A 15189-nucleotide genomic window follows, 5' to 3' on the forward strand; every position below is an offset into this window, starting at 1 on the left:
GCGGATCCGGGTGCGGCGCCGGCTACGCGACCACCACCACCGACGTCCCCGTCTCCCCGAACGTCCACAGTGCCGAGCCGTCCGCCTTCGCCATGCGGATGCCGCTCGTCTGACTGCCCGAGGCGACCGCGGGGGGCGATGAGCCGTCCACCGCGTTGGAGAAGGCGATGGAGAGGCCCGACTTGCTGGCGAAGTAGATGATGTGCTCGATCTGGACGCCGTCGGAGCCGGTCGTGGCGTCGCGGCGCACGTCGACCTTGTAGCTGCCGGGGTCGGGGCTCACCGTTCCCGGCCAGACCGGGAAGGTGCGCTGGGCCGCGTCGCTCGCGTCGACCAGCCAGACCCGTTTCTCGGCGAGGGAGTAGACGACACGGCGGCCGGTGCCGGAGTCGTCCGGCACCGCGGCGGCCGTCGACTTCGTGGGGGACGCCGAGGGCTGCGCCGAGGCGGAGGCACTCGGGCGGGGGGCGGTGGCCGTGGGCTTCGCGCCCTCGTCCGCCTTGACGGCTAGGACCGCGACGGCGGCTATCGCCCCCACCGTCAGACCGGTCACCCAGACCTTCGGGGCAGGCACGGCACGCATCTCCTCAGCTACGGCCCCCTCCGGACAAACAGGGGTCCGATCATCGTACTGTGACCCGCCCCGCGCTCCCGCCCCAAGCCCGGCCCGCGCCCCGAGCCCTGCCCCGCCCCGAGCCCTGCCCCGCCCCGCCCTCAGTCCAGCACCGGCAGCAGTTCCGGCAGGTGGCCGTCGGAAGCCGCCGCCGCCCGCTGCCGTTCCTCCGGTACCTCGCCGTAGAGCGTCGTGCGCGGCCTCGCGGGGCGGCCCGCCAGCTCCGCCACCGCCACCAGGTCGCGCACCGACTTGTAGGAGCCGTACGACGAGCCCGCCATCCGCGAGATCGTCTCCTCCATCAGCGTGCCGCCGAGGTCGTTCGCGCCCGAGCGCAGCATCTCCGCCGCTCCCTCCGAGCCCAGCTTCACCCAGCTGGTCTGGATGTTGGGGATGTGGGGGTGCAGGAGGAGACGGGCCATCGCCGTCACCGCCCTGTTGTCCCGCATCGTCGGGCCGGGGCGCGCGATACCCGCCAAGTACACCGGCGCGTTGGTGTGGATGAAGGGGAGCGTCACGAACTCCGTGAAGCCGCCCGTGCGTTGCTGGATGCCCGCCAGGGTGCGCAGGTGGCCCAGCCAGTGCCGTGGCTGGTCCACGTGGCCGTACATCATCGTCGACGAGGAGCGGATGCCCACCTCGTGCGCCGTCGTGATCACCTCGATCCACGTCGCCGTCGGCAGCTTGCCCTTGGTCAGGACCCAGCGGACCTCGTCGTCCAGGATCTCGGCCGCGGTGCCGGGGACGGAGTCCAGCCCCGCTTCCTTCGCCGCCTTCAGCCACTCGCGGATCGACATCCCGGTGCGGGTCGCGCCGTTCACCACCTCCATCGGGGAGAACGCGTGGACGTGCATCCCCGGGACCCGCTCCTTCACCGCCTTCGCGATGTCGAAGTACGCCGTCCCCGGCAGGTCGGGGTGGATGCCGCCCTGCATGCAGACCTCCACCGCGCCCACCTCCCACGCCTGTTGGGCGCGGTCGGCCACCTGGTCCAGGGACAGGGTGTAGGCGTCCGCGTCCGTGCGGCGCTGCGCGAACGCGCAGAAACGGCAGCCGGTGTAGCAGACGTTGGTGAAGTTGATGTTCCGCGTGACGATGTACGTGACGTCGTCGCCGACCGCCGACTTGCGGACGTCGTCCGCGACACCGCAGAGCGCGTCCAGGGCCGGCCCGTCCGCGTGCAGCAGCGCCAGCGCCTCCGCGTCCGTCAGACGGGTCGGGTCGTCGGCCGCCACCCGCAGGGCCTGACGTACGTCCGTGTCGATCCGCTCGGGGACCATCCCGGGCGCCGCCGCCTCCCGCAGGGCGCCCCAGTCGCCGTACACCTCGTCGAAGTCGTCGCGGCGGTCGGACGTACGGCCCTCCGTGTCGATGGTGGTGTGGAGGTCCGTACGGCCCGACGACACGAACACCTCCTCCGGCTCCTGCCACGGGTGGCCCTCCACGACGGCGTCGGGACGTGCCAGGCCGGTCTCCGGGTCCGCCAGCGCCCGTACGTGCGGCAGCAGCCGCGGGTCCAGCCACGGCTCACCGCGGCCCACGAACTCCGGGTACACACAGAGGCGTTCACGCAAGGAGAAGCCGACGGCGGCCGAGCGCTCCGCCAACTCCTCGATCTGGGGCCAGGGGCGCTCGGGGTTCACATGGTCGATCGTCAGCGGCGAGACCCCGCCCCAGTCGTCGATGCCGGCGCCGATGAGACGTTCGTACTCGGAGTCGACCAGGTTCGGCGGGGCCTGCAGACAGGCCGACGGGCCCATGATGTGCCGGGCCACCGCCACGGTGGCCACCAGCTCGTCCAGCTCCGCGTCCGGCATGCCGCGCATCGCGGTGTCCGGCTTGGCGCGGAAGTTCTGGATGATCAGTTCCTGGATGCCGTGGTAGGAGCGTGCGACGCGGCGCAGCGCGAAGAGGGAGTCCGCCCGCTCCTCGTACGTCTCGCCGATCCCGATGAGGATGCCGCTCGTGAAGGGGACCGACGAGCGGCCCGCGTCCTCCAGCACCCGCAGACGGACGGCCGGTTCCTTGTCGGGGGAGCCGTGGTGCGGGCCACCCGGCTCGGACCAGAGGCGCGTGGCCGTCGTCTCCAGCATCATGCCCATCGACGGCGCCACCGGCTTCAGACGCTGGAAGTCCGTCCAGGACATCACGCCGGGGTTCAGGTGGGGCAGCAGGCCCGTCTCCTCCAGGATGCGGATGGAGATGGCGCGGACGTAGGCGATGGTGTCGTCGTAGCCGTGCGCGTCGAGCCACTCTCGGGCCTCGGGCCAGCGGTCCTCCGGCTTGTCGCCCAGCGTGATCAACGCTTCCTTGCAGCCCAGCGCGGCCCCGCGCCTGGCTATGTCGAGCACCTCGTCCGGGGACATGAACATTCCGTGCCCGGCGCGGCGCAGCTTGCCGGGGACGGTCACGAACGTGCAGTAGTGGCATTTGTCCCGGCACAGCCGGGTCAGGGGGATGAAGACGCTCTTCGAGTACGTGATGACGCCGGGGCGGCCCGCCGCCTGAAGGCCCACGTCACGGACGCGGGCCGCGGAGGCGGTGAGATCGTCGAGGGCCGCGCCGCGGGCCTGGAGGAGGACCGCGGCTTCGTCGACGTCGAGGGCCACGCCGTCACGGGCGCGTTTGAGGGCGCGACGCATGGAGTTCTCGGTCGGGCCGGTTCCGGGGGTCGCGGAAGTCGTCATCCTTCGAGCATACGGAGGGGCTCCGCCGGTTCAGCAGGGTCGGGGGTTGTCTTGGGGGGCTGTGGCGCGTTGCCGGGTGCGGGTTCGTCGGGGCTGGTCGCGCCCGCGCGGCGGTAGCCGCACATCGACACAGCCCCGCGCCCCTGGGTGGGGGCTGCACAGCTCTGGATTACAAGTACGCGGCGTATTCGTCCAGCAACTGCAGGACCTCCGACTCGCCCGCCGGCGGTAGCTGCACCACGACCTCCTCGATGCCCAGGTCGGAGTAGTGCGCGAGCTTGCCCGGGCTGGGGAAGACCGCGTACGGCACGATCTGGAGGGCTTCCGGGTCGCGGCCCGCGTCCGCCCAGGCAGCGCGCAGCACCGGCAGCGACTCCGTCAGGCCGCGCCCGCCGATCGGCAGCCACCCGTCGGCGTACTCGCAGATGTGGGAGAAGAGTTTCGGGCCCGCCGCGCCGCCGACCAGGGTCCGCGGCCCCACCACCGGGCCGCGCGGCTTCTGGACCGGCTTGGGGTACGCGTGCGAGGCCCGTACGCTCCCGAACTCGCCCTCGTACGCGGCCGGCTCCTCCGACCACAGCGCGCGCATCAGTGCCATCCGGTCCCGCACCAGCTCCCGCCGGGTGCGCCATTCGACGCCGTGGTCGGCGGCTTCCTCGACGTTCCAGCCGAAGCCGAGGCCGAGGGTGAAGCGGCCGCCCGACACATGATCCAGCGTCGCGATCTGCTTGGCGAGGTCGATCGGGTCGTGCTGGGCGACCAGGGTGATGCCGGTGCCGAGGCCGAGCCGCTCGGTCACCGCGGCCGCCTGGCCGAGCGCGACGAAGGGGTCCAGGGTGCGGCCGTACTCGGGGGGCAGCTCGCCGCCCGCCGGGTACGGCGTCACCCGCTCCACCGGGATGTGGGTGTGCTCGGGCAGATACAGGCCGGCGAACCCCCGCTGCTCCAGCTCACGGGCGAGCCGGGTCGGGGTGATCGTCTCGTCGGTGAGGAAGATCGTCGCGGAGATACGCATGCCCTATCTGTACCCGGAGGGGCCTCAACTGTCCATACCGACTGGTCGGCATCTTTGGTCGAATTCCTCAGCTGTCTCAATTCCCCTGTCTTTCCACGGCAGTTCACGGACGTCCGGGAGAGTTGAGGCATGTGTGACGACAACGAGCTCCATCACGGCATCGGAAGACGCACACTCCTCGTGACGGGGACCGCCGCCGCGCTTACGTTGGGAAGCGTGACCTTCGCCGCGGCCGCCGACGGTGACCAGGAGACCAGGACGATCCGGGGCACCCTGCCCACCGGGTCCCCCGACTTCGTGTACGTGCCGGTCGAAGTCCCGTCCGGCGTGCGGGAGATCAAGGTCTCCTACACCTACGACCGCCCTTCCGTCCCGACGGGCACGGCCGGCAACGCCCTCGACATCGGCATCTTCGACGAGCGGGGGACGGAGCTGGGCGGGAAGGGCTTCCGGGGCTGGTCGGGAGGGGCCCGCACCGAGTTCTTCCTCCGCGCCGACGACGCGACGCCGGGATACCTCCCGGGACGGGTGCGCGCGGGCACCTGGCACATCGCGCTCGGCCCCTACACGGTGGCGCCGCAGGGGCTGTCGTACGAGATCACCGTCACGCTCACCTACGGCGAGCAGGGCGCCGTCGTCGAGCCGACCTACCCGCCCGATCGCGCGAAGGGGCGGGGCCGTGCCTGGTACCGGGGCGACTGCCATCTGCACTCCTGGTACTCCGACGGCCGCCGCACCCCGGCCGAGATCGCGGCCCTCGCCCGGGCGGCGGGCCTGGACTTCATCAACAGCTCGGAGCACAACACCCATGCGGCACACCCCCATTGGGCCACCGAGGCGGGCGACGACCTGCTGATCATGCTGGGCGAGGAGGTCACCACGAGGAACGGCCATGTGGTGGCGCTCGGCACCGACCCCGGCACGTTCGTCGACTGGCGCTACCGGGCCCGCGACAACCGCTTCGGCCGTTTCGCCCGCCGGATCCGCAAGGCCGGGGGGCTGGTCGTCCCCGCCCATCCGCACGCCACCTGCATCGGCTGCAACTGGAAGTTCGGCTTCGGCGAGGCGGACGCGGTGGAGGTGTGGAACGGCCCCTACACACCGGACGACGAGGTGGCGCTGGCCGACTGGGACGGCATGCTCGTGGCGTCCGCGCGCGAGGGGAAGGACTGGATTCCGGCCATGGGCAACAGCGACGCCCACCGGGACCCGGACGTCGTGGGCCTTCCCCAGACCGTCGTCCTCGCCGACGACCTGTCCCGTGAGGCGATCCAGGAGGGGATCCGGGCGGGGCGGTCGTACGTCGCCGAGTCGAAGAACGTGTCCCTGAGCTTCACGGCGACGGGCGGCAAGGGCGAACACGCCGGTATCGGCGGTCGGTTGGCGGCCGCCCCGGACACTCCGGTGACGGTACGGCTCGAGGTGTCGGGCGCGCCGCGCTGCACCGTGCGGTTCGTGACCGACCAGGGGGTGCTGTTCACCGGCGGGCCCCTGCCGGTGGCGGGGTCGGGGGTGTTCGAGTGGCGGACCACGCCGGCCTACGCGGCGTACGTGCGGGCGGAGTTGCGGCACGAGACGGCGGCCGGACCGCTGCCGGGCGCGCTGGCGGCGTTCACCCACCCGATCTTCCTGGGCCGCGTCCACTAGGACCGCGCGGGAAGCCAGCACGTCAGGGATGTTGGTACGCGAGGTCGGCGACGACCGCCGCGTGGTCGGACGGCCACACCCCGTCCACCGGCCCGTCCCCGGCCCGCCGCACCCCCAGCACCGTGCCCTCCCCCGCCGGCCCGGCCGGACCGCCTACGTGGATGTAGTCGATACGGCCGCCCGGTCCCAGGCCCGGGTGGACGTACGGGTTCACCGGGCCCCAGGTGGCGGCGGGGGCGGCCGGGTCGGCGTACTCCCAGGCGTCGAAGAAGACCTGGCCGGGGACGACGGGCGCGGTCCGCAGGCCGCCGAAGAGGCGGATCTCGTCGGAGTCGGGCCAGGCGTTGAAGTCGCCTGTCACGACGGGCGGGAAGGCGGTGCCGTCCCGGTGTGCGGCGACGAACCCGGCGAGGGCGGTGACCTGTTCACGGCGTACGGCCGAGGCGTGCAGGGGTGAGGCGAGGTGGGTCGTGAAGAAGGGGACGGAGTGGTCGGGGGCGGCCAGCCGCGCGTGGAGGGCGAGGCGGCCGTCGTCCAGGTGGGCCGGGGCGGGCAGTCGCAGGACGTCCTGTTCCAGCACCGGCCAGCGGCTCAGCACCGCGTTGCCGATGTCGACCGTCGGGTCCCCGATCCGCCGCTGCCAGCGCTCGGGCGCGGTCGAGGCGGCCCAGGTCCAGTGCAGGCCGAGCTCCCCGGCGAGCCAGGCGGCGAGGTTCTCCCCGCTGCGGCGATCGGCCCACACCTCCTGCAAACCCACGACATCGGGCCGCAGTTCCCGCAGGACAGCGACAATCGCCTTCTGCCGCTCGGCCCACGGGCCGAACCGCCACCACAGGTTCCACGTCACCACACGCATGGCCCACCACCGGAATCTCCAGGAGACTCAGTAACCATGCCCCGCCACAACGAACGCAAGTACCGTGCCGTGTCCGCCCTTCAGCGCCGGATCGGCAACCCGATCCTGCGCCGCCTCCCCTTCCAGACCCTCCTGGAGACGACCGGCCGCACCTCCGGCCTCCCCCGCCCGACCCCGGTCGGCGGCCGCCGGGTCGGGGGCTCCTTCTGGCTGGTCTCGGAGTTCGGCGAACGCTCCCAGTACGTCCGCAACATCCAGGCCGACCCGCGCGTCCGGGTCCGCCTCCGCGGCCGCTGGCACACCGGAACGGCCCATCTCCTGCCCGACGACGACCCGATCGCCCGGCTGCGGGGTCTGCCGCGCATGAACAGCACGGCTGTCCGGGCGATGGGGTCGGGGCTGCTGACGGTGCGGGTGGACCTGGACGGCTAGGACTTGGCGCACATCTCCAGCACGAGGTCGCGCACCACCTCGGGCGCCCGCAGCGTCGGCAGATGGTCGCAGTCCGGCAGGCGTACGAGGTGGCAGTCCGGGATCGCGGCGGCCATGTCCTCGTTGCCTCGCCGTCCTTGACCTGCACCATGGTCTCCATGGTCTCCATGGTCTCCATGGTCTCCATGGTCTCCATGGGACGACTGTGCCCGAATCGGGCGCCGGGAGACAGCACCGTCCTGGCCAACGGGGCACCGGCGTGGCCCGATATGCGGCTCCGCCGAGCAGATCGACCCGTGCCCCCGGTCACCCCGGCCAGACGATGGCCTGCACCTCGCTGTACGCGTGCAGCGCGTACGACCCGACGTCCCGCCCGACCCCGCTTTTCTTGAACCCGCCGAACGGCGCCTCCATGTTCCGCCCGACGGTGTTCACCCCCACCCCGCCGGCCCGCAGCCGCCGCGCCACGCGGAAGGCACGGGCCACGTCCCCGGACCAGACGTAGTCGATGAGGCCGTAGTCGGAGTCGCCGGCGAGGGCGATGCCCTCCTCCTCGTCGTCGAAGGGCACCACGGACACGACCGGTCCGAAGATCTCCTCCCGGACGACCCGCATCCCGCTCGTGCAGTCGGCGAGGAGGGTGGGAGCGACGTAGAAGCCCTGGTCGTACGACGGCCTCTCGCCGCCCGCGACCACCACCGCGCCCTCCTTGCGCCCGATGTCGACGTAGGACTCCACCCGCTCCCGGTGCTCGGCGGAGATCACCGGCCCGACGACGGTGTCCGCCGCCCGCGGATCCCCCACCTTCAGATACCCGGCATACGCGGCGAGGCCGTCCACTAGCCGCTGGTACACCCCGCGTTGCACCAGCACCCGGGTCGGCGCGGTGCAGATCTGTCCGCTGTAGAAGGAGAAGGTGGTCCCGATCCCGGCCACGGCGGAGGCGATGTCCGCGTCGTCGAAGACGAGGGCCGCCCCCTTCCCGCCCAGCTCCATCAGCTGCCGCTTCATGCCGCGCCCGCACACCTCGCCGATGCGCTGTCCGACGGCGGTGGAGCCGGTGAAGGAGACCATGTCGACGTCGGGCGAGTCCACGGCGGCCTCGCCGACCTCGACGGACCGGCCGGAGACCACATTGACCACTCCCCTCGGCACCCCGGCGGCCTCCAGTGCCTCGGCCATCCGGTACACCGACAGCGGGTCCTGCGGGGCGGGCTTCACGACGACCGTGTTGCCCATGGCGAGGGCGGGGGCGATCTTGCCGGCCGGGTTGGCCCAGGGGTTGTTGTACGAGGTGATGCAGGTGACGACCCCGACGGGCTGGCGTACGGCCAGCGCGCCCATGACCCCGGCCTTGCCCATGGGCCCGGCCTCGTTGATCTGCGGCGGGATCGCCCACTCGGCGGGCTCCACGCGCGCGTACCGCTGAAAACGGGCGGCGGCGACCCCGACCTGCATCGCCCGCGCGGTCCCGGTCGTGGCACCGGTCTCGGCCTGGGCGAGCTCGGCGTACTCCACGAACCGGGACCGGATGACATCGGCGGCCCGCGCGAGGATCGCCGCCCGCTCCTCGGGCGCCGTGCGCGACCACGGACCGAAGGCCTCGCGGGCCGCGGCGCAGGCCGCGTGCACCTGATCCCGCGAGGCCTCCGGCGCCCACCCGACGGTCCGTTCGGTCGCCGGATCGACGACCTCGTAGTGCCCGCCCTCCGGCTCGGTCCACGCCCCACCGACGAACAGCCTCTGCTTGGAGGTCACTTGGTCGCCACCGTCCGGGTGTCCCGCCCCGACCGCAGCACCTTGCCCGGCACGGCCCCGCTCACCACGTCGTCCCGGATCGCCTCGACCCCGTTGACCCACACGGCCCGTATCCCGAGGGCCTTGGAGTCCAGCCGCGGGCTGTCACCCGGCAGGTCGTGCACCAGGGTGGCCGTGCCCGCGGCGATCCGCTCCGGGTCGAAGAGCACGAGGTCCGCATGGAAGCCCTCCTGGATCCGGCCGCGTTCCCTGAGTCCGAAGAGCTGAGCCGGGTCGTCGGTGAGCATCCTCACCGCCTGCTCCAGGGTGGCGAGCTTCCGCCCGCGCAGACAGTCGCCGATGAAACGGGTCGTGTACGGCGCCCCGCACATCCGGTCCAGATGGGCCCCGGCGTCCGACCCGCCGAGCATGACGTCCTCGTGCTGCCAGGTCTCGGCGCGCAGCGCCCAGGAGGCGGGGTCGTTGTCGGTGGGCATGGGCCACAGGACCGTACGCAGATCGTCGGCGGCGCAGATCTCGACGAGACAGTGGAAGGCGTCCTGCCCGCGCTCCTGGGCGATGTCCCGCACGACCCGCCCGCTGAGCCCACGGTTCGCCTCGCTGTACGTGTCGCCGATGACGTACCGCCCGAAGTTCGCGAGCCGCCGGAAGACGCCCGCCTCCTTGGAGTCGGCGCGCCGGAGCATCTCGGCGCGTACGTCCGGGTCCCGGAGCTTGGCGATCCGCTCGGGCACCGGCAGCCCCAGGACCGGTCCCCACCCGGGGATGAGGTTGAGCGCGCAGAAGGTGCCGAGGGACATGTTCATCGGCGTGAGGATCGGCATGGTCAGCGCGACGATCCGCCCGCCGGCCTTCCTCGCCTGCTCACTGGCGAACAGCTGCCGGGGCACGCGTTCGGGCACGGAGGCGTCGACGGTGAGGACGTTCCAGTTGAGGGGCCGTCCCGCCGCCGCGCTCATCTCCACGAACAGATCGATCTCGGCGTCACTGAACTGGTCGAGACACCCGGCGACGATCGCCTCGATCTGCGTCCCCTCATGCTCGCCGACCGCCTTGGCCAGAGCGATGAGTTCGGCGGGCTCGGCATGCCGGGAGGCGACGGGCTGTCCGTCACCGTCGGAGTGCGTGGACGACTGGGTGGTGGAGAACCCCCAGGCCCCGGCGTCCATGGCCGCGTGGAACAGCCGCAGCATCTCCGCGAGCTGCTCCTCACTGGGCTGCCCGCCGACCGCCTCCGCCCCCATGACATACCGCCGCAGGGCGCAATGCCCCACCATGAACCCGGCGTTGACTGCGATCCGCCCCTCAAGAGCGTCCAGATACTCCCCGAAGGAGCTCCAGCTCCAGGGCGCCCCTTCTTCCAGGGCGACCAGCGACATCCCCTCGACCCGGGACATCATCCGACGCGTGTAGTCGGCGTCCTCGGGACGGTCGGGGTGGAGCGGCGCGAGCGTGAACCCACAGTTCCCGGCGGCAACGGTCGTGACACCGTGATTGAGGGAGGGGGTCGCGTAGGGGTCCCAGAAGAGCTGGGCGTCGTAGTGCGTGTGGGGGTCCACGAACCCGGGGGCGAGGACGAGGCCGGTGGCGTCCTCGGTGGAGCGGGATTCCTCGGTGATCCGGCCGATCGCAGCGATACGACCGTCGCGAATGCCGACGTCGGCGATGTAGCCGGGCGCCCCGGTGCCGTCCACGACGGTCGCGCCCTTGATGACGTGATCGAACATGCCGGTTGCCTCCTTGGCGTGCGGTCCGGTGATCTGCCTAAGGGGCGCGGGACTGTGTCAATTTGCGGCTACCGCCGCGTGAGCGCGACAAGCCACAGCCAACCCCGCACCCCGCAACGGCGCTTACGAGGCAGCCCGGAACCGGGACGTCCGATGCACAGGATCCGTATCGATCTTCGGAATCACATGCTCACCGATGAGCCGAATCGTCTGCAGGGTCTCCTCCTTCGGCACCCCCACCGGCAACCCGAAGCTCAACTGATCCGCCCCCGCCTGCTCCCACCGCTTGCACTGCGTGAGCACCTCGTCCGGATCCCCACAGATCAGCAGCTCCTCCTCGATGAGCAGCTCCACGAACTCCGCGGTGTACTCCGGCAACGTCTCCGGCCACACCGGGAACCCCTCGGGACGAGGAAACGTGTCGTGGTACCGGAACACCAGCGAGGGCAGATAGTGCAGCCCCCCGTTGACCGCGACCTCGATCGCCTCCGCGTGCGTGGGCGCGCAGATCGCGGTCGTCGTCACCATCACGTTGTCGTTGACGAAGTCCCCGATCGGCTCCGCGTTCACGATCGCCGTCTTGTACTTCTCCAGCACCCACTCCATGTCGGACACCTTCTGGATGCTGAAGCCGAGCACCCCGAGCCCCTTGCGCGCCGCCATCCCGTACGACGGCGGCGACCCGGCGGCGTACCACATCGCGGGGTGCGACTTCCCGTACGGCTTCGGCAGCACCTTCCGCGGCGGCAGCTGCCAGTGCTTGCCCTGGAAGCCGACGTACTCGTCCTGGAGCCACATCTTGGGGAACTCGGCGATGGTCTCTTCCCAGATCTCCTTGGTGTAGTTCATGTCGGTGATGCCGGGAAGGAAGCCGAGGATCTCGTGCGACCCGGCCCCCCGTCCGCTCCCGAACTCGAAGCGGTTCTCGGTGAGATGGTCGAGCATGGCGACCTTCTCGGCGACCTTCACCGGGTGGTTGACCTGGGCGAGGGGGTTGAAGATCCCCGATCCGAGATGGATCCGTTCCGTCGCGTGCGCCAGGTATCCCAGGAAGACATCGTTCGCGGAGAGGTGCGAGTACTCCTCCAGGAAGTGGTGTTCGGAGGCCCAGGCGTACTTGAACCCGGACTTGTCCGCCTGGATGACGTACTCGGTCTCCTCCATCAGCGCCTTGTGCTCGGCCAGCGGGTCGGTCTCGGCGCGTTTGCCCACGTATCCCTGTACAAAGAGCCCGAATTCCAAGGAGGTTCACCGTCCCCACGAGTCGTTACCTGACGCATCGTCAGATTCACTGCCCAGACTGTTCCACCGGCCGCATGGAGCGTCAATAGCTGATGGACCGTCAGCTGAGACTGACTCCCGCCAGCCACCCGCCGTCGATCACGAAGGGCTGCCCGGTGATGTACGAGGAGTCGTCCGAGGTCAGGAAGAGCGCGAGCCGCGCCACCTCCTCCGGCTTCCCGATCCGCCCCAGCGGCACGAGCTTGCGGTAGAGCTTCCCGACCGCCCGCGAGGTCTCCTCGGCATCGCCCCCGGGGTCGAGGAAGGCGGGGTTGGCCATGGCGGTGTCGATGGCCCCGGGGCAGACGGCGTTCACGCGGATCCCGCGTCGCGCCAGCTCCAGCGCGGCGACCCGCGTGAGGCCGAGGACGGCGTGCTTGGTGGCGGCGTACGACCCGACGGCCGCCATCCCCGTGAGACCCGTGTAGGAGGCGGTGTTGACGATGGTCCCCCCGTCGGTCATCTCGGGGGCGACGGCCTTGATACCGAGGAAGCAGCCGACCTGGTTCACCTGGACGACCTGCATGAACTCGTCGAGGGGGGTGTCGAGGAGGGAGTTGAAGCGCAGGATGCCGGCGTTGTTGACGAGCCCGTCGATGTGGCCGTACGCGTCCTTCGCGGCCGTGACGGCCGACCGCCACTGCTCCTCCTCGCCCACGTCGAGATGGACGTACGACGCCCCGATCTCCTTCGCGAGGGCCTCCCCCTGGTCGTCGAGCACGTCGGCGACCACGACGTCGGCCCCCTCCTCCCTGAAGAGCCGCGCCTCCTGCTCCCCTTGTCCGCGTGCCGCGCCGGTGACGATGACGACGCGTCCGTCCAGCTTGCCCATGCGGTGACTCCTCAGAGGTGGGGTGCTACGTCGGTGCCGAACGCGGTGATCTGGTCGGCGAGTTCGCCGCTGCCACGGCTGCGGAAGCGGACCTGGATCTGGTCGACGCCCATCTCGCCGTACGCCCGCAGGGATTCGGCGAGCCGCTCGGGGCCGCCGGTGAGGGTGCGGCGCCCGACCTCCCACGCGGGCCGGCCGACGTAGAGGGGCTCGACGATGGCGCCGATGGTGAAGGGGCCTTGTCTTTCCTGGCGCAGCTCCCGGATACGGGCGATCTGTGCGGGCAGCCGGTCCCTCGGGTCGCCCTGCGGCAGCCAGCCGTCGCCTTTGAGTGCCGCGCGCCGGACGGCCGCGGGCGAGGAGCCGCCGACCCAGAGGGGGACGTGCGGCTGGGCGGGCCGGGGCCGCTGGCCGAGGCCCTCGAAGTCGTAGAGCTTGCCGTGGTGTTCGGGGAACTCCTCGGGCCCGAGGGATGCGCGCAGGGCGTCGAGGCACTCGTCGAGCACCGCACCCCGCTGCCGGAAGTCGAACCCGAGCGCCTCGAACTCCTCCTGCACATGCCCTGCCCCGACCCCGAGGATCAGCCGGCCACCGCTGAGATGGTCGAGGGTGGCGTACTGCTTGGCGGTGAGGAGCGGGTGGCGCAGCCCGACCACGGCGACGTGGCTGAGGAGTCGTACGCGCTCGGTCGCGGCGGCGAGGTAGGCGAGGGTGGCGACGGGGTCGTACCAGACCGTGCTCATCGCGGGGGCGAGCCGGCGGGGGATGGCGACGTGGTCGCAGGCGGCGATGTAGGCGAAGCCGGCGCGGTCGGCGGCCCGGGCGATGCCGAGGAGGTCGGCGGGGGTGGCGGCGGCCTCCCAGGGCTCGGTGTAGAGGGTGCTCTGGGACTGGATGGGGAGCTGGATGCCGTACTGCAGGTGCTTCATGTGCGGCTCCACAGGCCCTCGGGGGTGAGGCCGAGCAGCTCGATGGCGTTGCCTCGTACGATCCGCTCGACCAGGTCGGGGGCGAGGTGTCCCATCTGGGCCTCGCCGACCTCGCGGGACTTCGGCCAGGTGGAGTCGGAGTGCGGGTAGTCCGTCTCGTAGAGGACGTTGCCGACCCCGATGGCGTCGAGGTTCTTCAACCCGAAGGCGTCGTCGAAGAAGCAGCCGTAGACGTGCTCGGCGAACAGCTCGGACGGCGGCCGGTGGACCTTGTCGGCGACCCCGCCCCAGCCGCGGTTCTCCTCCCACACCACGTCGGCGCGTTCGAGGATGTAGGGGATCCAGCCGATCTGCCCTTCGGCGTACATGACCTTGAGCTGCGGGAAGCGCTCGAACTTGCCGCTCATCAGCCAGTCCACCATCGAGAAACAGCAGTTGGCGAAGGTGATGGTGGAGCCGACGGCGGGCGGGGCGTCGGCGGAGGTGGACGGCATACGGCTGGACGAGCCGATGTGCATGGCGATGACGGTGCCGGTCTCGTCGCAGGCGGCGAGGAAGGGGTCCCAGTCGTCGGTGTGGACGGAGGGCAGGCCGAGGTGCGGGGGTATCTCGGAGAAGGCGACGGCCCGGACACCGCGTGCGGCGTTCCGCCGTACCTCCGCGGCGGCCGACTCGGCGTCCCACAACGGGATGAGGGTCAGGGGTATGAGCCGCCCCTGGGCGTCGGGCCCGCACCACTCCTCCACCATCCAGTCGTTGTAGGCCTGGACGCACAGCAGTCCCAGCTCACGGTCCGCGGCCTCGGTGAAGGTCTGGCCGCAGAAGCGGGGGAAGGTCGGGAAGCAGAGGGCGGACTGGACGTGGTTGACGTCCATGTCGGCGAGGCGGGAAGGGACGTCGTACGACCCCTGTCGCATCTGCTCGTAAGTGATGACTTCGAGCTTGATCTCGTCCCTGCTGTAACCGACGGCGGTGTCGAGGCGGGTGAGGGGCCGGTGCAGGTCCTCGTAGACCCACCAGTCGCCGAGGGGGCCGTCGGAACCGGGGGCGCCCATCACGGGCTTGAAGCGGCCGCCGAGGAAGGTCATTTCCTTCAGTGGGGCGCGGACTATGCGGGGCCCGGTGTCCAGGTACTTCTTCGGAAGCCGGTTCTGCCAGACATCCGCCGGCTCCACGGTGTGGTCGTCGACGGAGATGATCAACGGAAAGGCCGGGGTGGTGTCCGTGGTCTCGGTCATGGAGGTCACGGTAGCGCTGAACTGACGACCCGTCAGCTACGGCGGCAGCGACCGACCGTGACGCTTTCTGTGCGGAAGTGTGCGAAGACCACGTGAGGGGCTTGTGATATCCCGCGCGCCTCCCTGTGATCGGGGTCTCCACAGCTGACGCATCTGCCATGAACAAGGCAAACT

General features: G+C 70.9%; 13 protein-coding genes. 2 read left to right on the forward strand and 11 right to left on the reverse strand.

Going from position 1 to position 15189, the window contains the following annotated elements:
• Positions 1-22 precede the first annotated feature (22 nt).
• The 3 genes from OHU89_RS22315 to OHU89_RS22325 form a co-directional block, all read right to left on the reverse strand.
• On the reverse strand, positions 23-583 hold the full coding sequence (locus OHU89_RS22315; protein ID WP_405645293.1) for a hypothetical protein: 561 nt from the start codon (positions 581-583) through the stop codon (positions 23-25).
• 131 nt (positions 584-714) lie between these two features.
• Complete coding sequence (locus tag OHU89_RS22320) at positions 715-3300, reverse strand: bifunctional FO biosynthesis protein CofGH (RefSeq protein ID WP_405645295.1); 2586 nt, start codon at positions 3298-3300, stop codon at positions 715-717.
• Positions 3301-3469: 169 nt separating this feature from the next.
• On the reverse strand, positions 3470-4315 hold the full coding sequence (locus tag OHU89_RS22325) for an LLM class F420-dependent oxidoreductase (RefSeq protein ID WP_405645297.1): 846 nt from the start codon (positions 4313-4315) through the stop codon (positions 3470-3472).
• A 129-nt stretch (positions 4316-4444) separates the two neighbouring features.
• Here OHU89_RS22325 and OHU89_RS22330 point away from each other — a divergent pair, with 129 nt between their 5' ends.
• Positions 4445-5962: a CehA/McbA family metallohydrolase gene (locus OHU89_RS22330; RefSeq protein WP_405645299.1), complete on the forward strand. Its 1518-nt coding sequence runs from the start codon at positions 4445-4447 to the stop codon at positions 5960-5962.
• 22 nt (positions 5963-5984) lie between these two features.
• On the opposite strand, the gene OHU89_RS22335 is transcribed toward OHU89_RS22330, so the two are convergent.
• Positions 5985-6818: an endonuclease/exonuclease/phosphatase family protein gene (locus tag OHU89_RS22335; RefSeq protein ID WP_405645300.1), complete on the reverse strand. Its 834-nt coding sequence runs from the start codon at positions 6816-6818 to the stop codon at positions 5985-5987.
• A 36-nt stretch (positions 6819-6854) separates the two neighbouring features.
• Here OHU89_RS22335 and OHU89_RS22340 point away from each other — a divergent pair, with 36 nt between their 5' ends.
• Complete coding sequence (locus OHU89_RS22340; RefSeq protein ID WP_266891009.1) at positions 6855-7250, forward strand: nitroreductase/quinone reductase family protein; 396 nt, start codon at positions 6855-6857, stop codon at positions 7248-7250.
• Here the strand turns inward: OHU89_RS22340 and OHU89_RS22345 are convergent.
• The 7 genes from OHU89_RS22345 to OHU89_RS22375 all read right to left on the reverse strand — a co-directional run bounded on the left by OHU89_RS22345 (position 7247) and on the right by OHU89_RS22375 (position 15015).
• The gene (locus tag OHU89_RS22345; RefSeq protein WP_405645302.1) at positions 7247-7366 is read right to left on the reverse strand and encodes an alpha/beta fold hydrolase; all 120 of its coding nucleotides are present in this window, start codon (positions 7364-7366) and stop codon (positions 7247-7249) included. The genes OHU89_RS22340 and OHU89_RS22345 overlap by 4 nt on opposite strands.
• A 190-nt stretch (positions 7367-7556) precedes the next feature.
• Complete coding sequence (locus OHU89_RS22350) at positions 7557-9008, reverse strand: aldehyde dehydrogenase family protein (protein WP_405645304.1); 1452 nt, start codon at positions 9006-9008, stop codon at positions 7557-7559.
• Positions 9005-10768: an amidohydrolase family protein gene (locus OHU89_RS22355; protein ID WP_405654603.1), complete on the reverse strand. Its 1764-nt coding sequence runs from the start codon at positions 10766-10768 to the stop codon at positions 9005-9007. The genes OHU89_RS22350 and OHU89_RS22355 overlap by 4 nt, the downstream gene beginning before the upstream one ends.
• Positions 10769-10858: 90 nt before the next feature.
• A complete protein-coding gene (locus OHU89_RS22360; protein ID WP_327717693.1) occupies positions 10859-11977 on the reverse strand; it encodes an LLM class flavin-dependent oxidoreductase in 1119 nt (372 codons plus the stop codon).
• Positions 11978-12077: 100 nt separating this feature from the next.
• Positions 12078-12848 carry an SDR family NAD(P)-dependent oxidoreductase gene (locus tag OHU89_RS22365; RefSeq protein ID WP_405645306.1) on the reverse strand — a complete coding sequence of 257 codons (771 nt, stop codon included), beginning with the start codon at positions 12846-12848 and terminating at the stop codon, positions 12078-12080.
• An 11-nt stretch (positions 12849-12859) separates the two neighbouring features.
• Positions 12860-13777 (reverse strand): TIGR03619 family F420-dependent LLM class oxidoreductase, encoded by a 918-nt coding sequence (locus OHU89_RS22370; RefSeq protein WP_405645308.1) that lies wholly within the window; start codon positions 13775-13777, stop codon positions 12860-12862.
• Complete coding sequence (locus OHU89_RS22375; RefSeq protein ID WP_405645310.1) at positions 13774-15015, reverse strand: amidohydrolase family protein; 1242 nt, start codon at positions 15013-15015, stop codon at positions 13774-13776. The genes OHU89_RS22370 and OHU89_RS22375 overlap by 4 nt, the downstream gene beginning before the upstream one ends.
• Positions 15016-15189: the final 174 nt, after the last annotated feature.

The sequence above is a fragment of the Streptomyces sp. NBC_00019 genome (assembly GCF_045041015.1).
In the GTDB taxonomy this organism is placed as follows: domain Bacteria; phylum Actinomycetota; class Actinomycetes; order Streptomycetales; family Streptomycetaceae; genus Streptomyces.